The sequence below is a fragment of the Pantoea sp. Ae19-2 genome, from assembly GCF_059801205.1.
In genome coordinates, this window is sequence record NZ_JBCHWE010000001.1 from 218,231 (window position 1) to 240,339 (window position 22,109).

The 22,109-nt window shown below is 55.3% G+C and carries 20 protein-coding genes; 16 read left to right on the top strand and 4 right to left on the bottom strand.

Annotated elements, in window-relative coordinates; all coding sequences use genetic code 11:
- The first annotated feature begins 25 nt into the window (after positions 1–25).
- The 8 genes from AAIE03_RS01050 to AAIE03_RS01085 all read left to right on the top strand — a co-directional run bounded on the left by AAIE03_RS01050 (position 26) and on the right by AAIE03_RS01085 (position 10,057).
- Complete coding sequence (locus AAIE03_RS01050) at positions 26–604, top strand: YecA/YgfB family protein (protein WP_024471434.1); 579 nt, start codon at positions 26–28, stop codon at positions 602–604.
- Positions 605–637: 33 nt separating this feature from the next.
- Complete coding sequence (gene pepP, locus AAIE03_RS01055; protein ID WP_498562707.1) at positions 638–1,960, top strand: Xaa-Pro aminopeptidase; 1,323 nt, start codon at positions 638–640, stop codon at positions 1,958–1,960.
- Entirely contained in the window at positions 1,957–3,135 is a 1,179-nt protein-coding gene (gene ubiH, locus AAIE03_RS01060; protein WP_072139022.1) for a 2-octaprenyl-6-methoxyphenyl hydroxylase, read from the top strand. The genes pepP and ubiH overlap by 4 nt, the downstream gene beginning before the upstream one ends.
- 13 nt (positions 3,136–3,148) lie before the next feature.
- A complete protein-coding gene (ubiI, locus tag AAIE03_RS01065; protein ID WP_498562708.1) occupies positions 3,149–4,351 on the top strand; it encodes an FAD-dependent 2-octaprenylphenol hydroxylase in 1,203 nt (400 codons plus the stop codon).
- A 432-nt stretch (positions 4,352–4,783) separates the two neighbouring features.
- A complete protein-coding gene (gene gcvT / locus AAIE03_RS01070; RefSeq protein WP_014594499.1) occupies positions 4,784–5,881 on the top strand; it encodes a glycine cleavage system aminomethyltransferase GcvT in 1,098 nt (365 codons plus the stop codon).
- Between the two features lie 24 nt (positions 5,882–5,905).
- Positions 5,906–6,292 (top strand): glycine cleavage system protein GcvH, encoded by a 387-nt coding sequence (gcvH, locus tag AAIE03_RS01075; RefSeq protein ID WP_014594498.1) that lies wholly within the window; start codon positions 5,906–5,908, stop codon positions 6,290–6,292.
- An 86-nt stretch (positions 6,293–6,378) separates the two neighbouring features.
- On the top strand, positions 6,379–9,252 hold the full coding sequence (gcvP, locus tag AAIE03_RS01080) for an aminomethyl-transferring glycine dehydrogenase (protein ID WP_498562709.1): 2,874 nt from the start codon (positions 6,379–6,381) through the stop codon (positions 9,250–9,252).
- A gap of 61 nt (positions 9,253–9,313) precedes the next feature.
- Complete coding sequence (locus AAIE03_RS01085) at positions 9,314–10,057, top strand: SDR family oxidoreductase (RefSeq protein WP_014605128.1); 744 nt, start codon at positions 9,314–9,316, stop codon at positions 10,055–10,057.
- Between the two features lie 34 nt (positions 10,058–10,091).
- Here the strand turns inward: AAIE03_RS01085 and AAIE03_RS01090 are convergent, their stop codons facing one another.
- Positions 10,092–11,519 (bottom strand): 6-phospho-beta-glucosidase, encoded by a 1,428-nt coding sequence (locus tag AAIE03_RS01090; protein WP_024471436.1) that lies wholly within the window; start codon positions 11,517–11,519, stop codon positions 10,092–10,094.
- Positions 11,520–11,633: 114 nt separating this feature from the next.
- A complete protein-coding gene (locus AAIE03_RS01095) occupies positions 11,634–12,353 on the bottom strand; it encodes a MurR/RpiR family transcriptional regulator (RefSeq protein ID WP_014594495.1) in 720 nt (239 codons plus the stop codon).
- A 163-nt stretch (positions 12,354–12,516) separates the two neighbouring features.
- On the opposite strand from AAIE03_RS01095, the gene trhA reads away from it, so the two are divergent.
- On the top strand, positions 12,517–13,170 hold the full coding sequence (gene trhA / locus AAIE03_RS01100) for a PAQR family membrane homeostasis protein TrhA (protein WP_498562710.1): 654 nt from the start codon (positions 12,517–12,519) through the stop codon (positions 13,168–13,170).
- 34 nt (positions 13,171–13,204) lie between these two features.
- On the opposite strand, the gene ygfZ is transcribed toward trhA, so the two are convergent.
- Positions 13,205–14,191 carry a tRNA-modifying protein YgfZ gene (gene ygfZ, locus AAIE03_RS01105; protein WP_015699598.1) on the bottom strand — a complete coding sequence of 329 codons (987 nt, stop codon included), beginning with the start codon at positions 14,189–14,191 and terminating at the stop codon, positions 13,205–13,207.
- 224 nt (positions 14,192–14,415) lie between these two features.
- Between ygfZ and sdhE the strand changes: the two genes are divergently transcribed.
- Positions 14,416–14,682, top strand: coding sequence for an FAD assembly factor SdhE (gene sdhE / locus AAIE03_RS01110; protein ID WP_014605131.1), 267 nt, complete (start codon positions 14,416–14,418; stop codon positions 14,680–14,682).
- The gene (locus AAIE03_RS01115) at positions 14,657–15,070 is read left to right on the top strand and encodes a protein YgfX (protein WP_044042288.1); all 414 of its coding nucleotides are present in this window, start codon (positions 14,657–14,659) and stop codon (positions 15,068–15,070) included. Before sdhE ends, AAIE03_RS01115 begins: the two co-directional genes overlap by 26 nt.
- Before the next feature lie 138 nt (positions 15,071–15,208).
- On the opposite strand, the gene fldB is transcribed toward AAIE03_RS01115, so the two are convergent.
- On the bottom strand, positions 15,209–15,727 hold the full coding sequence (gene fldB, locus AAIE03_RS01120; RefSeq protein ID WP_013027050.1) for a flavodoxin FldB: 519 nt from the start codon (positions 15,725–15,727) through the stop codon (positions 15,209–15,211).
- Positions 15,728–15,829: 102 nt separating this feature from the next.
- Here fldB and xerD point away from each other — a divergent pair, with 102 nt between their 5' ends.
- The 5 genes from xerD to lysS all read left to right on the top strand — a co-directional run bounded on the left by xerD (position 15,830) and on the right by lysS (position 22,031).
- Positions 15,830–16,723 (top strand): site-specific tyrosine recombinase XerD, encoded by an 894-nt coding sequence (gene xerD / locus AAIE03_RS01125; RefSeq protein WP_015699600.1) that lies wholly within the window; start codon positions 15,830–15,832, stop codon positions 16,721–16,723.
- Between the two features lie 22 nt (positions 16,724–16,745).
- The gene (dsbC, locus tag AAIE03_RS01130) at positions 16,746–17,459 is read left to right on the top strand and encodes a bifunctional protein-disulfide isomerase/oxidoreductase DsbC (RefSeq protein ID WP_014605134.1); all 714 of its coding nucleotides are present in this window, start codon (positions 16,746–16,748) and stop codon (positions 17,457–17,459) included.
- Between the two features lie 3 nt (positions 17,460–17,462).
- Positions 17,463–19,202, top strand: coding sequence for a single-stranded-DNA-specific exonuclease RecJ (recJ, locus tag AAIE03_RS01135; RefSeq protein WP_013027000.1), 1,740 nt, complete (start codon positions 17,463–17,465; stop codon positions 19,200–19,202).
- A gap of 200 nt (positions 19,203–19,402) precedes the next feature.
- Positions 19,403–20,501, top strand: a protein-coding gene (gene prfB / locus AAIE03_RS01140) for a peptide chain release factor 2 (RefSeq protein WP_104933680.1) whose coding sequence is annotated in 2 segments (ribosomal slippage) — positions 19,403–19,477 and positions 19,479–20,501 — 1,098 coding nt in all. Because the reading frame shifts where the segments join, the coding sequence is not laid out codon by codon here.
- Positions 20,502–20,510: 9 nt separating this feature from the next.
- Entirely contained in the window at positions 20,511–22,031 is a 1,521-nt protein-coding gene (gene lysS / locus AAIE03_RS01145; protein ID WP_029570621.1) for a lysine--tRNA ligase, read from the top strand.
- The last annotated feature ends 78 nt before the right edge of the window (positions 22,032–22,109 follow it).

The window sequence follows — 22,109 nt, forward strand, 5'->3', positions numbered from 1 at the left end:
TTACAGCCAACGACGATGAAAAATGATGTCTTCACAGAACGCAACCCCCGATTACAACGCGCTGGCGGCGGCGCTCTCACAGCATGGCGTGGGCATGACGCCTGCGGAAATGCACGGCTTACTCAGCGGCATCTTATGTGGCGGTAACGCGGATAACAGCTGGAAAACGCTGGTCCACGATCTTGCGAACGAAGGCATGGCTTTTTCGCAGACGCTGTCCCTGCCACTGCAGTCTTTGCATGAAAGCATTGCGACTGCGCTAGAGGACGATGGCTTCCTTTTTCAACTGATGCTGCCCGCCGATGATGACATTACGGTGTTTGATCGCGCTGATGCACTGGCGGGCTGGGTAAACCATTTTTTACTTGGTCTGGGCGTAACTCAGCCTAAACTGGATAAGGTCACCGGTGAAACGGGCGAGGCCATTGACGATCTGCGCACGATTGCTCAGTTGGGCTACGACGAAGACGAAGATCAGGAAGAATTAGAGCAGTCGCTGGAAGAGGTGATTGAGTACGTTCGTGTTGCAGCACTACTTTGCCACGACACTTTCACTCGTCCGCAACCGACTGCGCCAGAAGTACAAAAGCCAACGCTACACTAAGCCAGCTATCTGAGTTTAACAGGGAGTGCAGACATGATTTCACTGGAAAATTTTCAGCAGCGCCGTCAGGCGCTGCTGGCGAAAATGGTTCCGGGCAGCGCAGCGTTAATTTTTGCCGCGCCTGAAGTAACGCGCAGTAATGATAGCGAATATCCGTTTCGTCAGAACAGCGACTTCTGGTACTTCACGGGGTTCAACGAGCCTCAGGCGTTACTGGTGCTGATCAAAAGTGATGAGAACCATAATCACAGTGTGCTGTTTAATCGTGTTCGCGACCTGACTGCAGAAATCTGGTTTGGCCGCCGTCTGGGACAGGATGCGGCGCCCGCTAAGCTCGGCGTGGATCGGGCCCTGCCCTGGAACGATATTGGTGAACAACTCCACCTGCTGCTGAACGGCCTGGATGAGGTGTACCACGCGCAGGGCCAATATGCTGAAGCCGATAAACTGGTGTTTGGTGCGCTGGATAAACTGCGGCAGGGTTTTCGCCAGAATCTGAGCGCGCCTGCCAGCCTGACAGACTGGCGTCCCTGGGTGCATGAGATGCGCCTGTTCAAAAGTCCGGAAGAGATTGCCATTCTGCGCCGTGCGGGTGAGATCAGTGCGCTGGCGCATACGCGCGCAATGCAGGCCAGCCGTCCGGGACTGTACGAATATCATCTGGAAGGGGAAATTCATCATGAATTTAACCGCCACGGTGCGCGATTCCCGTCTTACAACACGATTGTGGGTTCCGGCGAAAACGGCTGCATTCTGCACTACACCGAAAACGAGTGTGAGATGCAGGACGGTGATCTGGTGCTTATCGATGCCGGATGTGAATGGCAGGGCTATGCGGGTGACATTACCCGGACGTTCCCGGTTAACGGTAAATTCACTCAGCCGCAGCGGGCGGTGTACAACATCGTACTCAAATCACTGGAAACGGCACTGTCCCGATTCCGCCCTGGCGTTAGCATCCGCGAGGTTAATGATGACGTCGTGCGCATTATGGTCACTGGACTGGTTGAGTTGGGGATAATGCAGGGCGAGGTCGATACGCTGATCGCTGAAGATGCCCATCGTAAATTCTTTATGCATGGTCTGGGCCACTGGTTGGGTCTGGATGTCCACGATGTGGGGCACTACGGCACACCAAGCCGCGATCGTATCCTGGAGCCGGGCATGGTTATCACCGTCGAACCGGGGTTGTATATCGCGCCCGATGCTGACGTCCCTGTGGAATACCGCGGTATCGGCATCCGCATCGAGGATGACATTGTGATTACCGAAACCGGTATTGAGAACCTCACCGACAGCGTCGTGAAAGATCCTGATGCAATTGAAGCGCTGATGGCGGCGGCACGCGCGTTATGACCATTCTTATCGCCGGTGGAGGAATGACCGGCGCCACCCTGGCGCTGGCCATCGCGCACCTGACACAGGGTAAACTGCCCGTGACGCTGATTGAAAGCAGCGAGCCTGGCAGCCGTGCGCATCCGGGCTATGACGGCCGGGCGATTGCGCTGTCTGCCGGAACCTGCCAGCAGCTTGCTGATATCAATCTCTGGCAGCGGATTTCCCCCCGTGCCACACCGATTACCACTATTCACGTATCCGATCGCGGCCATGCCGGTTTCGTGTCACTCGCCGCCAGCGATTATGCGATTCCCGCGCTGGGGCAGGTGGTTGAATTATTCGACGTAGGGCAAAGCCTGTTCACACAGTTAAAACAGGCACCTGGCGTCACACTGCGCTGTCCCGCGCGCGTCACTCAGGTGGCCCGATCCCAGGAAAGCGTGCGGGTCACGCTTGATAATGATGAACAACTGGAAGGCGATGTGCTGGTAGCCGCTGATGGCACCCGTTCAGCCGTTGCGGCCGCCTGCGGCATGCAGTGGCACACCGAGCCCTATCAGCAGTTAGCGCTTATTGCCAACGTCACCAGTGAACTTCCCCATCAGGGCCGGGCTTTTGAACGCTTTACCGAGTTTGGCCCGTTGGCGCTGTTGCCAATGTCAGATAATCGCCTCTCGCTGGTGTGGTGCCATCCGCTGGATCAGCGCCCGCAGGTCGAAAGCTGGAGTGACGAGGCGTTTCTCAGCCAGCTTCAGCGCGCGTTTGGCTGGCGACTGGGCAAATTTATCCATACCGGTAAGCGTGACGTTTATCCGTTAGCGCTGCAGCAGGCCGATTCGGTGGTTTCCCATCGCGTCGTTACGGTTGGTAACGCGGCACAGACGCTGCATCCTATTGCCGGTCAGGGGTTCAATCTTGGCCTGCGTGACGTGATGTCGCTTGCAGAAACCCTGGCAACCGCGCACCGACAGCAGCAGGATCCCGGCAGCTATGCGGTCCTGCAACATTACCGCCAACGTCGCCAGCAGGATCGGGCCATTACCGTGGGCATCACTGATGGCCTGGTGCGTATGTTTGCCAACCGCCATGCGCCGCTGGTCGTCGGGCGCAACCTTGGCCTGCTGGCAATGGATCACCTGCCATGGCTGAGAAATCTTCTGGCCGAGCGTACGCTCGGCTGGGTTAAGCGTTAACTGAGAGGCACTGATGCAAACTTACGATGTAGTGGTCGCCGGTGGCGGTATGGTGGGTCTGGCAGTAGCCTGCGGTCTGCAAGGGAGCGGATTACGCATTGCCGTGCTGGAGCAGTCTGCCGGGCCGCAATTTGATGCAGGCGCATCGCCGTCCGTACGCGTATCCGCAATTAACGCGGCCAGTGAACGTCTTTTGCAGAAGCTGGACGTCTGGTCAACGATTCTGTCGCTCCGTGCCAGCCCTTACCAGGCAATGGAGGTCTGGGATCGCGACAGCTTCGGTGCGATCGCATTTGACGGTGAGCAGCAGGGCCTGACGCATCTTGGGCACATCATCGAAAACCCTGTGATCCACAGCGCCTTATGGCAGCGCGCCAGCCAGTGCAGTGATGTTACGCTGCTGCCTGCTTCCCAACTGCAGCAGGTGGCCTTTGGCGATAATGAAGCCTTTATTACGCTGCAGGATGGCAGCATGATGAGTGCGCGGCTAATGGTGGCGGCGGACGGGGCCAACTCCAGGTTGCGTAACAAAGCCGATATTCCCCTGACGTTCTGGGATTACGATCATCATGCGCTGGTCGGGAATATTCGCACGGCGCTGCCACACGACGGCGTAGCGCGCCAGGTTTTTCACGGCGATGGCATTCTGGCTTTCCTGCCGATGCAGGATCCCCATCTTTGTTCTATCGTCTGGTCTCTTTCTCCTCAGGAAGCCAGCCGTCTCGAAACCATGCCGGAGGCGCTGTTTAATCAACAACTGTCGGTCGCGTTCGATATGCGCCTGGGGCTGTGCCAGCTGGAAGGCGAGCGCAAGTGTTTCCCGCTTACGGCACGCTATGCACGTAACTTTGCCGCTCACCGGCTGGCGCTGGTGGGCGATGCGGCACATACCATTCATCCGCTGGCAGGACAGGGCGTCAACCTGGGTTTCATGGATGCTGCTGAGCTGATTGGCGAAATCCGCCGCCTGCACCAGCAGGGCAAAGATATCGGCGAGCACCTTTATCTGCGCCGCTACGAGCGCAGTCGCAAACACAGCGCTGCCATGATGCTTGCCGGAATGCAGGGTTTTCGTGAACTGTTTGCAGGCAATCATCCAGCCAAAAAGCTGTTTCGCGATCTGGGCCTGAAACTGGCTGATAACCTGCCGGGCGTGAAGCCGGTAATGCTGCGTCAGGCCATGGGCCTGAACGATATGCCAGCATGGCTGCGGTAACGCCGCTCACCCGCAAAAAGCCAGCATAATTGCTGGCTTTTCTTATGCTCACCCTCCGCTGCACCGTAAAAATGCAGGGCTGCACTCTGACTGCGCATCGTTTGATTTATTCTAATTTTGCGTGAAGTTTCGCATTACTTTTTTTTATCCATGGCTGTTTTCGACCCGCTATTTTTTTAACATCCTGCTGGACTGTGCGCATAAATTTGCTGTGAATAAATCACTATGGCGTATTTATTGCGTGGTTAATCACAAAATTATAGTTTTTTATCCTGATTAACCCGGGGCCTGGTTAGGCTGTGCCACGTCTTTCGACCTCGCTTTGCTTATGGTTAATCGCCTGATTCGGTGGTAACGTCAAGGCAAAGAGAACGTTTGCGTCGGCTACATGGCGCGTGGTTTCAAACTCACTCGTTTCTGCACAGGATAGTTATGACTCAGCACACACCTTTGTTTGAACAGCACCAGGCAAATGGCGCGCGGATGGTGGATTTCCACGGTTGGATGATGCCGTTGCACTATGGCTCTCAGATGGATGAGCATCATGCCGTGCGCAGCGACGCGGGCATGTTCGATGTTTCGCACATGACCATTGTGGATTTAAAAGGTGAGCGCACGCGCGAGTTTTTGCGCTTCCTGCTGGCAAACGACGTCGCCAAACTGACTCAGCCGGGCAAAGCCCTGTATACCGGCATGCTGAATGCTTCCGCTGGCGTAATTGACGATTTAATTGTTTATTTTATGGACGAGACGTTTTTTCGTCTGGTGGTCAACTCCGCGACGCGTGAAAAAGATCTGGCCTGGATCGGCGAGCATGCACAGGGTTACGGCGTCGCGTTAACAGAACGCGACGATCTCGCACTCATTGCTGTACAGGGCCCGCAGGCGCAGCAAAAAGCCCAAACCTTATTCAGTGACGCACAGCGTCAGGCTGTACAGGGCATGAAGCCGTTCTTCGGCGTGCAGGCCGGTGAACTGTTCATTGCCACAACCGGTTATACCGGCGAAGCGGGCTATGAAATTGCGCTGCCTGCCGCCGATGCCGTCGGATTCTGGCAGCGTTTGTTGAGTGCGGGCGTCAAACCCGCCGGGCTGGGCGCACGCGACACCTTGCGTCTGGAAGCGGGTATGAATCTTTACGGTCAGGAAATGGACGAGAGCGTATCGCCGCTGGCGGCCAATATGGGCTGGACCATTAGCTGGGAACCTGGCGACCGCCACTTTATCGGACGTGAAGCGCTGGAAAGCCAGCGAGAAAAGGGCACTGAAAAACTGGTTGGGCTGATCCTCACGGAAAAAGGCGTTCTGCGTAACGGGTTGCCGGTGCGTTTTACCGATCAGCAGGGTCAGTTGCAGCAGGGGGTGATCACCAGCGGTTCCTTCTCACCGACGTTGGGTTACAGCATTGCACTGGCCCGCGTGCCGGCAGGGATTGGGGAAAACGCGATTGTTGAGATCCGTAACCGTGAAATGCCTGTGAAAGTCACTAAACCAATTTTCGTTCGCGCCGGAAAACCGGTTGCGCAGTAAAACATAATTACAGGAGAAAGGGCGATGAGCAATGTGCCAGTGGAGTTGAAGTACCGCGACAGTCACGAATGGCTGCGCAAAAACGCGGACGGTACCTATACCGTTGGTATCACCGAACATGCGCAGGAGTTGCTGGGCGATATGGTGTTTGTTGACCTGCCTGAGGTCGGTGCCACTTTCTCTGCCGGAGAAGAGTGCGCGGTTGCGGAATCGGTCAAAGCCGCTTCAGACATTTACGCGCCCATCAGCGGTGAAATCGTTGCCGTCAACGACGCCCTTAACGATTCCCCTGAACAGGTTAACAGCGAGCCTTATGACGGCGGCTGGTTATTCCAGATTAAGGCCAGCGATGAGTCAGAAATCGACTCGCTGCTGGATGCGGATGCTTATAAAGCCTCCATTGACGAGTAATCGTCATGCGGCCTCAAACTGAGGCCGCAGATATCTGACTTGCATTCTCTGTTCCGTTCCCCAGCCCGATTCAGGATTTACAGCTCATGACTCAGACTCTCAGCCAGCTTGAACACAACGGTGCCTTCATTGAGCGCCATATTGGTCCGTCGCCAGAACAACAGGCCGTCATGCTGGAGGCGATCGGTGCCAGCTCTCTGGCGTCGTTGATTGGTTCTATCGTCCCCGCCGACATTCAGTTGCCAGGCCCGCCAGCGGTGGGCGATGCCGCAACTGAACAACAGGCGCTGGCTGAGTTGAAGGCCATTGCCGGGCAAAACCTGCTTTATAAATCCTGGATCGGCATGGGATACAGCGCGGTGATTACGCCGCCGGTGATTTTGCGAAATATGCTGGAGAACCCCGGCTGGTACACGGCGTATACGCCGTATCAGCCAGAAGTGTCGCAGGGACGGCTTGAAGCCCTGCTTAACTTCCAGCAGGTTACGATCGATTTGACCGGCATGGACATTGCCTCCGCTTCTCTGCTGGATGAAGCGACCGCCGCCGCAGAAGCGATGGCGATGTCAAAACGCATCAGCAAACTGAAAAACGCGACCCGGTTCTTTATCGCTGACGATATTCATCCGCAAACGCTGGACGTCGTGCGTACCCGTGCCGAAACCTTTGGCTTTGAACTGATTATCGACAACCCGGCCAAAGCACTGGACCACGACAACCTGTTTGGTGTGCTGCTACAGCAGGTGGGCACTACGGGAGAAGTACACGACTACACCCACCTGATTAGCGAGCTGAAAGCACGCAAGGTGGTTGTCAGTGTCGCTGCCGACTTTATGGCGCTGGTGCTGCTGACATCTCCGGGCAAACAAGGCGCGGATATCGTGTTCGGTTCGGCCCAACGCTTTGGTGTGCCAATGGGTTATGGTGGCCCGCATGCTGCCTTCTTCGCCAGCCGCGACGAACATAAGCGTTCAATGCCTGGCCGCATTATCGGCGTTTCCCGCGATGCCGCAGGCAACACCGCCTTGCGCATGGCGATGCAAACCCGTGAGCAGCATATCCGTCGCGAAAAAGCGAACTCCAATATCTGTACTTCTCAGGTGCTGCTGGCCAATATCGCCGGGCTGTATGCCGTGTTCCACGGGCCGGTCGGGCTGAAACGTATTGCGTCGCGTATCCACCGCTTTACCGATATTCTGGCTGCCGGACTGCAGCGTGGCGGGCTTAAACTGCGTCATAGCCATTGGTTTGACACACTAACGGTAGAGGTTGCGGATAAAGCGGGCGTACTCAACCGTGCGCTGAGCTTCGGTGTGAACCTGCGTAGCGACATTCTCAATGCCGTCGGTATCACGCTGGATGAAACCACGCGCCGTGAAGACATCGCTACGCTGTTCGCTATTTTGCTGGGGGATGAGCACGGTCAGGATATCGATCGGCTCGACAGCCTGGTTAAGGCCGACAACCCGTCCATTCCGGCCGCGCAGCAGCGTGAAAGCGAGATTCTGACGCATCCGGTGTTTAACCGTCATCACAGCGAAACTGAGATGATGCGCTATATGCACAGCCTGGAGAAAAAAGATCTGGCGCTGAATCAGGCCATGATTCCGTTGGGTTCCTGCACCATGAAACTCAATGCCGCCGCCGAGATGATCCCGATCACCTGGCCTGAATTTGCCGAACTGCACCCGTTCTGCCCGGCTGAACAGGCTGGCGGCTACCTGCAAATGATTGGGCAGCTTTCACAGTGGCTGGTTCAACTGACCGGTTACGATGCACTCTGCATGCAGCCTAACTCGGGTGCGCAGGGTGAATATGCCGGTCTGTTAGCGATTCGTCGTTATCACGAAAGCCGCGGTGAGGGTGAACGGCATCTCTGCCTGATCCCCAGCTCGGCGCACGGTACTAATCCGGCTTCGGCTCAGATGGCGGGCATGGATGTCGTGGTGGTCGCCTGTGACAAGCAGGGCAACATCGATCTGGGCGACCTGCGTGAAAAAGCGGCTCAGGCTGGCGATAAGCTGTCATGCATTATGGTGACCTATCCGTCTACCCACGGCGTTTACGAGGAAACTATTCGCGAGGTGTGCCAGATTGTGCATCAGTTCGGCGGCCAGGTTTATCTTGATGGCGCCAACATGAACGCGCAGGTAGGCATTACCACGCCGGGCTACATCGGCGCAGACGTTTCGCACCTTAACCTGCATAAAACCTTCTGCATCCCGCACGGCGGAGGTGGGCCGGGAATGGGACCGATCGGCGTGAAAGCCCATCTTGCCCCGTTTGTGCCGGGCCACAGCGTTGTACAAATTGACGGCATGCTGACGCAACAGGGCGCAGTTTCCGCTGCGCCATTTGGCAGCGCATCTATTTTGCCTATCAGCTGGATGTATATCCGTATGATGGGGGCAGAAGGGCTGAAGCAGGCCAGTTCGGTCGCGATCCTTAACGCTAACTATATTGCCAGCCGGCTAAAATCGGCCTATCCCATCCTGTATGCAGGGCGCGACGGCCGCGTAGCGCACGAATGTATTCTTGATATTCGTCCGTTAAAAGAGCAAACCGGTATCAGTGAACTGGATATCGCGAAACGCCTCATCGACTACGGTTTCCATGCGCCCACCATGTCGTTCCCGGTCGCCGGAACACTCATGGTCGAACCGACAGAATCAGAAGGCAAAATTGAACTGGACCGCTTTATTGATGCCATGCTGGCGATTCGCATGGAAATCGGCCGGGTGGAAACGGGTGAGTGGTCACTTGAGGATAACCCGCTGGTTAACGCGCCTCATACACAAATGGAAGTCATCGGAGAATGGTCTCATTCCTACAGCCGTGAACTGGCCGTGTTCCCTGCTGGCAGCCACAATAAATACTGGCCAACGGTGAAGCGCCTGGACGATGTCTTTGGCGATCGTAACCTGTTCTGTTCGTGTGTCCCGATGAGCGATTATGCGTAAGTCAGCTTAACGCGTTTAGTTATGAGGGCCGATTTTCGGCCCTTTTTTTATGGAGGTTTGTATGCAGCTCGCACTCGTTACCGGCGGCAGTCGCGGCATTGGTCGCGCGACGTCCCTCTTACTGGCATCCCGAGGCTACCGGGTGGCGGTCAATTTCCGTTCACGTGCCAGTGAAGCCCATCAGGTTGTAGATGAGATTGTACGTAACGGCGGTGAGGCCTTTAGCGTTCAGGCCGATATCAGCGATGAAACACAGGTGATGTCGCTGTTTCAACGGCTGGATCAGGAAGATCTGCCGTTCACGCTGCTGGTGAATAACGCCGGCATTCTGTTCCAACAATGTCGCCTTGAGCAACTGGATGCCTCGCGTATTCAGCAGGTTTTTGCCACGAATGTGCTTGGCGCATTTCTTTGCTGTCGTGAAGCCGTCCTGCGCATGGGCACCCATCATGGCGGTCAGGGCGGCAGCATCGTCAATGTCTCCTCTGCAGCTGCCCGCACGGGGTCGCCAAACGAATATGTCGACTATGCGGCATCGAAAGGCGCAATGGACACCATGACCAAAGGCCTGTCGCTGGAAGTGGCCCAGCAGGGAATTCGGGTCAATGGCGTACGTCCGGGGATGATTTACACCGAGATGCATGCTGACGGCGGAGAACCCGGCAGGGTAGACAGGCTGGCCAGCGGCATACCAATGGGGCGTGGCGGCTATGCCGAAGAAATCGCAGAAGCCGTTGTCTGGTTAGCCAGCGATGCCGCTTCTTACATTACGGGCAGCATTATCGATGCTGCCGGCGGGCGCTAGAATGATGCCGCAGCAGGGCGCTGCGGCAAACGACTTAGAGCTTTTCACCATTGCTGGCGATGACCTGTTGATACCAGGCAAAACTCTTTTTCCTGGAGCGCGAGAAGTCTCCGCTGCCGTCATCGTTTTTATTCACGTGAATAAAACCGTAACGCTTGTTGTACTGACCGGTAGTGAAAGACACGCAGTCGATACAGCCCCAGGGCGTGTACCCCATGAGATCCACCCCGTCATGAATGACGGCTTTTTTCATCTCTTCAATATGCGCGGCCAGATAATCAATGCGGTAATCATCCTCTATCACGCCCTGCGCATTCGGTTTGTCGATGGCGCCAAAACCGTTTTCAACAATAAACAGGGGTTTCTGATAGCGTTCATACACATCATTAAGAACATACCGCAGACCAACAGGATCGATCTGCCAGCCCCAGTCTGAGGCTTTAACGTGCGGATTTTTCACCGTGCCTTCGAAGCCGGTAATAGGATCATCAACGCCACTGGCGCGGGTCTGAACGGCTGTACTCATGTAATAACTGAAGCCCACATAATCGGCACAGCCATTGCGCAGGGTTTCAGCGTCTTCAGGCTCCATGTCGATATGATAGCCTTTGCGCGCCCACTCTTTCAGGGCGTAAGCCGGGTAGTAACCGCGCATCTGCACGTCGCTAAAGACATAGCGTTGATGCATCGCTTCCTGAGCGAGCATGACGTCATCCGGATGGCAGGAGAAGGGGTAAACCGGCACCATGGCGATCATGCAGCCAATCTTAAACTCCGGGTTGATCTCGTGGCCCAGCTTCACGACTTTGGCGCTGGCAACAAACTGGTGATGCATGACCTGATACATCGCCTGTTCAGGTTTTTCGTGTTCCGTGAAAATAACGCCTGAGCAGCAGTAACCAAACAGCGGATATTGCCAGTTACGCTGGTTGTTAATTTCGTTAAAGGTCATCCAGTATTTCACTTTATTCTTATAACGCTTCAGCACAACTTCACTAAAGCGCACAAAGAAATCGACAACCTTACGATTGTGCCAGCCACCGTATTCTTTTACCAGGTGATAGGGCATTTCAAAATGAGAGAGGGTAATAACAGGCTCAATACCGTATTTAAGCAATTCATCAAACAGATCGTCATAGAATTGCAGGCCGGCTTCATTGGGATGCGGTTCATCGCCGTTAGGGAAAATACGGGTCCAGGCAATTGAGGTTCGGAAGCATTTAAATCCCATCTCAGCAAACAGCGCGATATCCTGTTTGTAATGAGAATAAAATTCAACAGCCTGATGATTTGGATAGAATTTTCCTGGCTGGACGCCGTCGGTGATGACGCGGTCCACGCCATGAGCGCCGCCGGTCAGTACATCAGCAATACTGATGCCCTTACCGCCCTGATCCCAGCCGCCCTCTACCTGATGAGCCGCGACCGCGCCGCCCCACAGAAACGTTTTTGGTAAGCTCATTATGCACTCTCCCCTGAGGATTAAATTGGGGTGAGTGTAGCAAAGCACTTAATAATGTCACGCTATAACACCGCCGCGAAAAAGGGATTTGTTACAGCTAAAAAACGCTTTGTTTTATTTACCCAGTTGCCGACCCAGTGACTCGATAATATACATGACAGGCACCTGGGTCGTAATATCGCTCTGGTCGGGCATACGTATCACCGGTACATGATAGGACACCGTAAAGTCGCTCATTTTGGCCAGCGAGCAGGTTTCACTATTCGTGATGGCGATGATTTTACACTGATTCAGGTTGAACTGACTGGCAATGCGCAGCACCTCTTCCGTTTCGCCGGAGACAGAAAGAATAATGGCCAGGGCATTTTCATATAAACTCGGACTGATCGGATAATAGGGATCGTCGATCGCGTGGCTGAATTTGCCTACGTTCGAAAAAAAACGTGCCCCGTATTTCCCCAGGCTGCCCGATGTGCCGACACCAATAAAAAACACCCGCTCAGCCTGATTAATCATCCCCACAGCCCGATGGATGACCTGCTCAAACTCATCATTATTGATGCTTTTAAAAAAACTCAGCATATCTGCGATGCCGGAGACAGGCAGCGCAGGCGCGGTTTGTTCCCTGGCCAGACGCAGTCGGATACGGAATTCTGACCATCCTTCACACTGCATCTTGCGACAGAAGCGTAATACCGTCGTGGTCGATACCGCAGCCTGTTCAGCCAGCTCGCGAATAGTCATGTAACTGACGCTGTCACGATGTTTGATAATGTACTGATAAACCTGCATTTCAAGATCGTTCAGGGTAGCAAGATCGTGATGCGAGAACATGGAAAAGCTCACCCGGCAATTAACTGGCCCGCATTTTAACAGAATTCGAAGGGGAGGTGACCGCAATAATTATTTTAAGCTTACACTTGTACACTGAAAGTTTTTCTGGGTAATCTGTTGGACGATAAATCTGCAGTTGCTATCACTTTCAGGCAGGAATGTTATGAATCCCAAAAGTTTGCCGACGCAGGGTTATCCATTGGCAGAGGAAATTGCCAACAGTATTAGTCATGGACTGGGTTGTCTGTTCGGCATTGTAGGGTTAATGCTGCTGCTCGATAAGGCATCGGTCATGAATGCCGGGCTGACCGCCATTATCAGCTCCAGCCTCTATGGCGGCAGTATGATTCTGCTGTTTCTGGCCTCAACGCTTTACCACGCCGTCAGCCATCCACGTGCGAAGCGCGTACTGAAAAAAGTGGATCACTGCGCAATCTACCTCTTAATTGCTGGCACCTACACGCCGTTTCTGATGGTTGGTCTGCAGTCGCCTCTCGCCTATGGGCTGATGGCGGTAATATGGGGCCTGGCACTGTTGGGCATTATTTTTAAGCTGACGATTGCCGAACGCTTTAAGGTAATGTCGCTGGTGACTTATCTCTGCATGGGGTGGCTGTCGCTGATTGTGGTCTATCAGCTGGCGATGAAACTGTCGGCGGGGGGCATCTGGCTGCTGGCGTCGGGGGGCATTATCTATTCCCTGGGCGTGATTTTTTATGTCGCGCGTCGGGTGCCGTTTAACCATGCTATCTGGCACGCGTTTGTTTTAGGCGGTTGTGTTTGCCATTTCTGCGCCATCTACTTCTACGTTATGTAACGTCACAGGGCGGGACGTGGTCCCGCCCCTGAACTCAGCTTTCTTCCAGCGAGTAAGGCAAGGGCTGAATCATCAGCTTACCGCCTTCATCGCCTTCAACCCGTAATACGCTGTCCGGCTCCAGATCGTTGTTCATGACCACCTGCACCCAGATGACGCCGTCGTCCAGTTGCACCGCAGCAAGAACGGTGCCCGTGCGACGCCAGCGCTCGCCCATCTGCAGCTCCAGGGAATCGTTGGCGGCGGGCAGGTGGCTGGCTTGTCCTGACAGCCAGTAGAGCGCCCGTTTATTCGCGCCCCGGTATTTGGCTCTGGCCACCATCTCCTGGCCGGTATAGCAGCCCTTTTTAAAGCTAATCGCGTCCAGCGCCTGCATGTTTGCGGCCTGGGGAATAAACTGCGCGCTGGTGGCTGCGTCAATAACCGGAATTCCGGCTTCGATGTCCAGGGCCAGCCACTGGGTGCTGTCATTGAACTGCGCATCGTCTGCCAGCGTCTGCTTCAGGGCATCGGCCTGGGCGGGCGACGTGACCAGCAGAAAGCGTTCTGCTGGATGGGCAAACCACAGCAGCGTGGTGTCGCCCTGCTGTACCACCGGGGTGGTGCTGTCAGGCAGCGTGTCAAAAACATTGGCCAGCGCCGCACGGGCCTGGAAACCCGCCACGCCCAGCAGTGCGACATCGTCATCCGCGGTCAGGGTCACTTTAGAAAATACGGCGTATTTTTTTAACTCCGGCAGCTGAGTGTCTCGCAACTCACGACGCACCAAATAGGCATAACCCTCAGCGCGATGAAACAGGCGCAGGTTGCTCCACATCTTGCCCTTGGCGTCACAGTGGGCGGCAGGCAGGTGATGAGAGGCATCCAGTGCCGCCACATCCAGGGTCAACTGGCCTTGTAAATAGGACGTGCTGTCGGGGCCGACCACGGCAACCAGTGCCCAGGCATCCAGAGACATTAACGTGAGCGGCAGACGTGATGAGGCCGCAGGTTGGCGTGGGGGAAGCGTAAATGTTGGCATCGATAAATCCTGAGTCTGAAGGTTCATCCGAAACAATGTCTTCAATGGTAAAAGAGCACACTGGCAATGCAACCTGTTTACTAAAGAGGGCGCACAAAACGCGTGCCGATGTGTAAAAAAAGCCTGAGTCTGCGGCGCGTTGCACAGGGGCGGTTTGTGAACCTGCAGCCAGCAGTAATCCAGGGTACACTAGCTGCCACGATGTGAAATGTGGAAACGAATGCATGGATATTCATAATAAATCGCGCGTTCAATGGGCCTGCCGTCGTGGCATGCTGGAACTGGATGTCGCTATTATGCCGTTCTTTAAGTACGAATATGACACGTTAAATGATACCGATAAGCAGGTGTTTATCGCACTGCTGAAAAGTGACGATCCCGATCTTTTCAACTGGATGATGAACCACGGTGAGCCTGCCGATCCCGAGCTGAAACGCATGGTGAAGCTGATTCAGCAGCGTAATCGTGAACGCGGTCCGGTGGCAATGTAAACTTCATCCCTCTTTGCGCGCACGCCTGATCCTCGCACTGATGCTGTCAGTAACGATAGCAGGCGTTGGCATTATGGAACTGCCTGCGGCAGAGTGGATGATAAAGCCCGGGCTGGTCGTGGTGGTGCTGTGGGAAGGATGGAAACAGGATCGCCGCTTGCGTCAACGGCATGGACAGTTACGGCGCGACAGCAATCGTGAGTGGCACTGGCAGGGAGAAGACTGGCAAACGCAGCAGCCGTTGTACTGGTTGCCTGGCGCGGTGTTGCTGGTCGCACGAAACCGCAAGGGCAAGATCTTACGGCTCTGGCTGATGCAGGACAACATGCAGCCAGAGGCGTGGCGCGCCTTGCGGTCATGCTGTTTCAGCGAAACCGCAAGACGCTAAATAGCGTGCCCGGAACAGCGCATCACGAGAAAGCGTGCCGATTTCAGAACACGCTTTTCCAGGTCAGGCTTTCCAAATACAGGCGTATCGACGGCGCGTCCTTTGCCAGGATTTCAGGATTGCGTTTTAGCGCGCGGCTTAAAGCCGCTCGGCGGTTTCCGTCAGAATCTGCTCGCACCACTGCTCAACGCGCTCATCCGTGGCTTCAAACTGATTGACGTCATCCAGCGCCAGTCCGACAAATTGCTTGCCGTCGGCACTCAGCGGTTTGGGGCTGGTAAAGTCATAGCCATCCAGCGGCCAGTAGCCCACAAACTGCACCCCCATCGGCTGGAGCAGTTCATGTAGCATGCCTAAAGCATCCAGAAACCACTCACCGTAGCCAATCTGGTCGCCCATGCCGTACAGCGCCACGATCTTGTTGCGCAAATTGAGCGTTGGCAACTGGGGCCAGATAGCCTCCCAGTCCTCCTGCAGCTCGCCAAAGTCCCAGGTGGGAATCCCCAAAATCAACAGATCATAGTCTTCCATCAGACGCGGATCGTCATCTTTCACGTTGTGCAACGTCACCAGCTCGTCGCCAATAAAATCCCGAATTTTCTCCGCTACGATTTCGGTGTAACAGGTACTGGAACCGTAAAAAAGACCTATTTTCATGCAGATAGTGCTCTGTTAATCCTGACTTTGGCGTAATTGTATCAGAAGCAGGGTTGAATCAGGCATAATGAGCACGATTTCATACTGAACGGTGGGGAAAACGTGCAAGATAGTGAACTGACAGAACAGTTTCTTGATGCGCTGTGGATCGAGCGCAATTTGGCGCAAAATACCCTGTCCTCCTATCGGCAGGATCTGCAAACTCTCACCGGCTGGCTGGCGCATCACGGCTTAACGCTGACAACCCTGAGCGCGCCCGATCTGCAACAGTTTCTCGCGGAGAGACTGGAAGGCGGCTATAAAGCCTCCAGCTCTGCACGCCTGCTCAGCGCCATGCGCCGTCTGTTTCAGTATTTGTACCGCGAAAAGATGCGCACTGACGATCCCAGCGCGATGCTGGCCGCGCCCAAGCTGCCCCAGCGGTTGCCAAAAGATCTGAGCGAGGCGCAGGTGGATCGCCTGCTGCAGGCACCCGATGTTAACGTGCCGCTTGAACTGCGCGATAAAGCCATGCTGGAATTGTTATATGCCACCGGCTTACGGGTTTCGGAACTGGTGGGACTGACCCTGAATGACGTCAGCCTGCGCCAGGGCGTGGTGCGCGTGATCGGTAAAGGCAATAAAGAGCGGCTGGTGCCATTAGGTGAAGAGGCGGTTCACTGGCTGGAATACTATATGGAGCACGGGCGGCCGTGGTTGCTCAATGGGCAGACGCTGGACGTGTTTTTCCCCAGTAACCGTGCCCAGCAGATGACGCGGCAAACCTTCTGGCATCGTATCAAGCATTACGCCCTGCTGGCGGGCATTGATAGCGAAAAGCTTTCTCCCCATGTGTTGCGCCATGCTTTCGCCACGCATTTGCTGAACCATGGGGCTGACCTACGTGTCGTACAGATGTTACTGGGGCACAGCGACCTCTCAACGACGCAGATTTATACGCATGTCGCCACGGAACGTCTGCGACTGTTACATCAACAGCATCATCCGCGCGCATAGCTGGCGGAGAGTAAGGAAAACAATGAACAAACATGTTGCCATGCTGGCGCTGCTGGCCAGCGCTTTTTCCGGTTTGACCCACGCTGATGACAGCGCCATTCAGCTTTCCCTGAAGAAACTGGGTTTGCACCAGGCTGAGATCCAACCTGCACCGCTGCCGGGTTTTAAAACCGTGCTCACCGAAAGCGGCGTGCTGTACGTTACCGATGATGGTAAACACATGATCCAGGGACCGCTTTACGATGTCAGCGGTGCTCAGCCGGTCAACGTGACGAACGCGCTACTGGATAAAAAAGTTGAGGCGCTGGTTCCGGAAATGATCGTGTATAAAGCGCCCAAAGAGCAGCATGTGGTGACAGTGTTTACGGATATCACCTGTGGCTACTGCCACAAACTGCACGAACAAATGGCTGACTACAACGCGCTGGGCATCACCGTTCGCTATCTGGCTTTCCCACGTGAAGGCATGAACGGCAAAGTTGCCAGCGCCATGAAGGCCGTGTGGTGCAGCGCCGATCGCAATAAAGCCTTTGATGAGGCGATGAAAGGCGATGTGCCGAAGATGGATGCGCCAGCCTCCTGCACGATTGATATCGGCAAGCAGTACCAGCTTGGCGTACTGTTTGGTATCCAGGGCACGCCGGCGATTCTGACTGAAAGTGGCATGATGATCCCCGGCTATCAAAGTCCACAGGAGCTCAAGCAGGTACTGGATAATCAAAAGCGTGGTGGTTAAGGCGTGGTAAAGCACGAAGTTGAGTTACGTCGCCGTGAAGCGGTAGCCGATTTGCCGGGGCTACCGGCAGATTTACCGCCGCTCCTGCGTCGGCTTTATCTGCAACGTGGCGTCACCAACGCCGCCGAGCTCGAAAGGGGCGCGAAAAACCTGCTCCCTTTCAGTGCACTGAGCGGCATAGACAAGGCCGTTAACCTGCTTCATCAGGCGCTGCTGGATGGCCGCTGCATTATGGTCGTCGGGGATTTCGACGCTGACGGTGCCACCAGTACCGCCCTGACGGTGCTGGCGCTGCGCAGCATGGGATGCAGCAACGTGCAGTACCTGGTGCCCAATCGTTTCGAAGATGGCTACGGCCTGAGTCCGGAAGTGGTTGAGCAGGCCCGCGCGCGCGGTGCAGAGATGATTCTGACCGTCGATAACGGCATTTCGTCCCATGCGGGTGTGGCGCTTGCGCATCAGCACGGCATCGCGGTGTTGGTGACCGACCACCACTTACCGGGCGAAACGCTGCCTGACGCCGATGCTATCGTTAATCCCAACCTGCCTGACTGTCATTTCCCCTCTCGTTCGCTGGCGGGCGTGGGCGTCGCTTTCTATCTGATGATGGCCCTGCGCGCCCACTTGCGCACTCAGGGCTGGTTTGGCGTCACGCGGTCGGAACCCAATCTGGCCGACCTGCTCGATCTGGTGGCGTTGGGCACGGTGGCAGATGTGGTGCCGCTGGATGCCAACAACCGCATTTTAGTGTGGCAGGGCCTGAGCCGTATTCGGGCCGGAAAGTGCCGTCCGGGCATCAAGGCCCTGCTGGAAATCGCCAACCGCGATGCCCGACAGCTGGCCGCCAGCGACCTGGGTTTTGCCCTGGGGCCCCGGCTTAACGCTGCCGGTCGGCTGGACGATATGTCTGTCGGGGTGGCGCTGTTACTGACCGACGATCTCAGCCAGTCGCGCATGTTAGCCAGTGAACTGGATGCGCTGAACCAGATGCGCAAAGAGATTGAGCAGGGGATGCAGAGCGAGGCACTGGCGTTATGCCAAAAGCTGGAGAACGAGCAAACCGATTTGCCGCTGGGGCTGGCCTTTTATCATCCTGAGTGGCATCAGGGCGTGGTCGGGATTCTGGCTTCCCGCCTGAAAGAGCGTTTTCATCGCCCGGTTATTGCCTTCGCACCGGCCGGTGATGGCATGCTGAAGGGATCGGGACGATCGATTGCCGGTCTGCATCTGCGCGATGCGCTGGAGCGTCTTGATACGTTGCATCCTGGCCTGATGCAGAAGTTTGGTGGTCACGCGATGGCCGCCGGACTGTCGCTCGAAGAGGCCCGCTACGACGAGTTTCGTCAGCGTTTTGCGGACCTGGTGGGCGAATGGCTGGCCGGCGAAGCGTTGCAGGGCGTCATCTGGTCGGACGGTGCCCTGCAGCCCGCTGAATTTTCTCTTCAGACGGCGGAAGTACTGCGTGATGCCGGCCCATGGGGCCAGTCTTTCCCTGAGCCCGCTTTCGACGGCCGGTTCAGGCTACTGCAGCAGCGCCTCGTTGGTGAACGTCACCTGAAGGTCATGGTTGAACCTCTGGAGGGCGGACCGCTGATCGACGGTATCGCGTTCAACGTGGATACCACGTTGTGGCCTGACAGCAGCGTGCGCCAGGTCGAACTGGCCTATCGGCTTGATATCAATGAGTATCGCGGCAATCGCTCCGTCCAGCTGATCATTGAACATCTCTGGCCGCTCAGTTAGCCAGCGGTGACGGCGGGGCCTCACATTCCCGCCGTTGCCAGTTTAACCTTGCCACGCCCGCGTCGGCAGAGCCAGTCCAGCTGGCTCAACGAAAGATTAACCTCTGCGCATTTTCTCAACGCTACAAACCGCCGTCGGTTTCGGGTAAACTCGCAGGTTAAATTTCTTATTCCATCGAACGTAAAAAAGACGCTAAACACATGTTTGAAATCAACCCGGTCAAATACCGTATTCAGGACCTCAGCGAACGCAGCGACGTTCTTCGGGGGTATCTTTGACTACGATGCTAAGAAAGAACGCCTTGAGGAAGTAAACGCCGAGCTGGAACAGCCCGACGTCTGGAACGAGCCTGAACGCGCTCAGGCACTGGGCAAAGAACGCTCCTCCCTGGAAGCCATCGTGGATACGTTCGATCAGATGAGCCAGGGGCTGGAAGATGTGCAGGGGCTGCTTGATCTGGCGGTAGAAGCCGATGACGAAGAAACCTTCAACGAAGCGGTCGCCGAGCTGGACGCGCTGGAAGGCAAGCTCGGCGAGCTAGAGTTCCGCCGTATGTTCTCTGGCGAGTACGACAGCGCCGACTGTTACATCGATCTGCAGGCCGGTTCTGGTGGAACAGAAGCGCAGGACTGGGCCAGCATGCTGATGCGCATGTATCTGCGTTGGGCAGAAGCCAAAGGGTTCAAAACAGAAATTATTGAAGAGTCAGAAGGTGAAGTCGCGGGCATTAAGTCGGTGACGATTCGCGTGTCTGGCGATTACGCGTTTGGCTGGCTCCGCACCGAAACCGGCGTACATCGTCTGGTACGTAAGAGTCCATTTGACTCCGGTGGTCGCCGCCATACCTCCTTCAGTTCAGCCTTTATCTATCCGGAAGTGGATGACGATATTGATATCGACATCAACCCGGCTGACCTGCGTATTGATGTGTACCGCGCCTCTGGTGCAGGTGGTCAGCACGTTAACCGTACGGAATCGGCGGTGCGTATTACCCACGTTCCAACCGGTACGGTCACCCAGTGTCAAAACGATCGCTCTCAGCACAAAAACAAAGATCAGGCGATGAAGCAGATGAAGGCGAAGCTGTACGAGCTTGAAATGCAGAAAAAAAATGCCGAGAAGCAGATGCTGGAAGACAACAAGTCTGACATTGGCTGGGGCAGCCAGATCCGTTCTTATGTTCTGGACGACTCACGTATTAAAGATCTGCGTACCGGCGTGGAAACGCGCAACACGCAGGCGGTGCTGGATGGCGATCTGGACCGTTTCATTGAAGCAAGTTTAAAAGCAGGGCTATAAGGAACCGACATGTCTGAACAACAACCGCAGAGCGCTGACGTCGCACTTGAGTTAAATAACGAACTGAAAACGCGTCGCGAGAAGCTGAGCGTGCTGCGTGAAAACGGCGTGGCGTTTCCTAACGATTTTCGTCGTGATACCACCTCCGATCGGCTGCATGCCAGCTATGACGAGAAGAGTAACGAAGAGCTGGAAGACTTAGGCATTGAGGTCAGCGTGGCTGGCCGTATGATGACGCGCCGTATCATGGGCAAGGCGTCTTTCATTACCCTGCAGGACGTGGGCGGCCGCATTCAGCTGTACGTGGCACGTGACGATCTGGCTGAAGGTATCTACAACGAGCAATTCAAAAAGTGGGACCTGGGCGATATCCTCGGCGCACGCGGTAAGCTGTTCAAAACCAAAACCGGCGAATTGTCGATTCACTGCTCAGAGCTGCGCTTGTTAACGAAAGCCCTGCGCCCGCTGCCAGACAAATTTCACGGTCTGGCCGATCAGGAAACGCGCTATCGTCAGCGCTATCTTGATCTGATCGCCAACGATGAATCACGCAACACCTTCAAAATCCGTTCACAGATCATGGCCGGCATTCGTCAGTTCATGGTTGGACGCGATTTTATGGAAGTGGAAACGCCAATGATGCAGGTGATCCCGGGCGGTGCTTCAGCGCGTCCGTTTATCACGCATCACAACGCGCTGGATATCGATATGTATCTGCGTATTGCGCCAGAGCTGTATCTGAAACGCCTGGTGGTGGGCGGTTTCGATCGCGTGTTCGAGATCAACCGTAACTTCCGCAACGAGGGGATTTCGCCTCGTCACAACCCAGAGTTCACCATGATGGAACTCTATATGGCTTATGCGGATTACAAAGATCTGATTGAACTGACCGAAAGCCTGTTCCGTACGCTGGCGCAGGATATCCTGGGCAGCACGGTTGTGCCTTACGGTGAGCAGGAATTCGATTTTGGTAAGCCGTTTGAAAAACTCACCATGCGTGAAGCGATCAAAAAGTACCGTCCGGAAACCGATCTGGCCGATCTTGACGATTTCGACAAAGCGGTGGCGATTGCTCAGACCATTGGCATCAAAGTCGAGAAAAGCTGGGGCTTAGGGCGCGTAGTGACCGAAATTTTTGAAGAAACCGCTGAAGCACATCTGATTCAGCCAACCTTCATTACCGAGTATCCGGCTGAAGTGTCGCCGCTGGCCCGTCGCAACGACGAAAATCCTGAGATCACCGATCGCTTTGAGTTCTTTATTGGCGGACGTGAAATCGGCAACGGTTTCTCTGAGCTTAACGATGCGCAGGATCAGGCTGAGCGTTTCCTGCAGCAGGTGAATGCGAAAGATGCGGGCGATGATGAAGCGATGTTCTACGACGAGGATTATGTCACCGCCCTGGAACATGGTTTACCGCCAACGGCAGGCTTAGGCATTGGTATTGACCGCATGGTCATGCTGTTTACCAACAGCCACACCATCCGCGACGTAATTCTGTTCCCGGCGTTGCGCCCAGGCGCAAAGTAACGCGCTGATGCAGGTAAAGGCCGGGTGATTCCGGCCTTTTTTATTTCTGCTCTGCAACCCGCCACGGCATGTGCGCTT

Coding starts and splice junctions, on each gene's coding strand:
- gcvP (WP_498562709.1), top strand. CDS start 6,379: ATGACTCAGACTCTCAGCCAGCTTGAACACAACGGTGCCTTCATTGAG.
- fldB (WP_013027050.1), bottom strand. CDS start 15,727: ATGAAAATAGGTCTTTTTTACGGTTCCAGTACCTGTTACACCGAAATC.
- gcvT (WP_014594499.1), top strand. CDS start 4,784: ATGACTCAGCACACACCTTTGTTTGAACAGCACCAGGCAAATGGCGCG.
- AAIE03_RS01050 (WP_024471434.1), top strand. CDS start 26: ATGTCTTCACAGAACGCAACCCCCGATTACAACGCGCTGGCGGCGGCG.
- pepP (WP_498562707.1), top strand. CDS start 638: ATGATTTCACTGGAAAATTTTCAGCAGCGCCGTCAGGCGCTGCTGGCG.
- lysS (WP_029570621.1), top strand. CDS start 20,511: ATGTCTGAACAACAACCGCAGAGCGCTGACGTCGCACTTGAGTTAAAT.
- AAIE03_RS01090 (WP_024471436.1), bottom strand. CDS start 11,519: ATGAGCTTACCAAAAACGTTTCTGTGGGGCGGCGCGGTCGCGGCTCAT.
- gcvH (WP_014594498.1), top strand. CDS start 5,906: ATGAGCAATGTGCCAGTGGAGTTGAAGTACCGCGACAGTCACGAATGG.
- ubiI (WP_498562708.1), top strand. CDS start 3,149: ATGCAAACTTACGATGTAGTGGTCGCCGGTGGCGGTATGGTGGGTCTG.
- AAIE03_RS01095 (WP_014594495.1), bottom strand. CDS start 12,353: ATGTTCTCGCATCACGATCTTGCTACCCTGAACGATCTTGAAATGCAG.
- dsbC (WP_014605134.1), top strand. CDS start 16,746: ATGAACAAACATGTTGCCATGCTGGCGCTGCTGGCCAGCGCTTTTTCC.
- trhA (WP_498562710.1), top strand. CDS start 12,517: ATGAATCCCAAAAGTTTGCCGACGCAGGGTTATCCATTGGCAGAGGAA.
- ygfZ (WP_015699598.1), bottom strand. CDS start 14,191: ATGCCAACATTTACGCTTCCCCCACGCCAACCTGCGGCCTCATCACGT.
- sdhE (WP_014605131.1), top strand. CDS start 14,416: ATGGATATTCATAATAAATCGCGCGTTCAATGGGCCTGCCGTCGTGGC.
- AAIE03_RS01085 (WP_014605128.1), top strand. CDS start 9,314: ATGCAGCTCGCACTCGTTACCGGCGGCAGTCGCGGCATTGGTCGCGCG.
- ubiH (WP_072139022.1), top strand. CDS start 1,957: ATGACCATTCTTATCGCCGGTGGAGGAATGACCGGCGCCACCCTGGCG.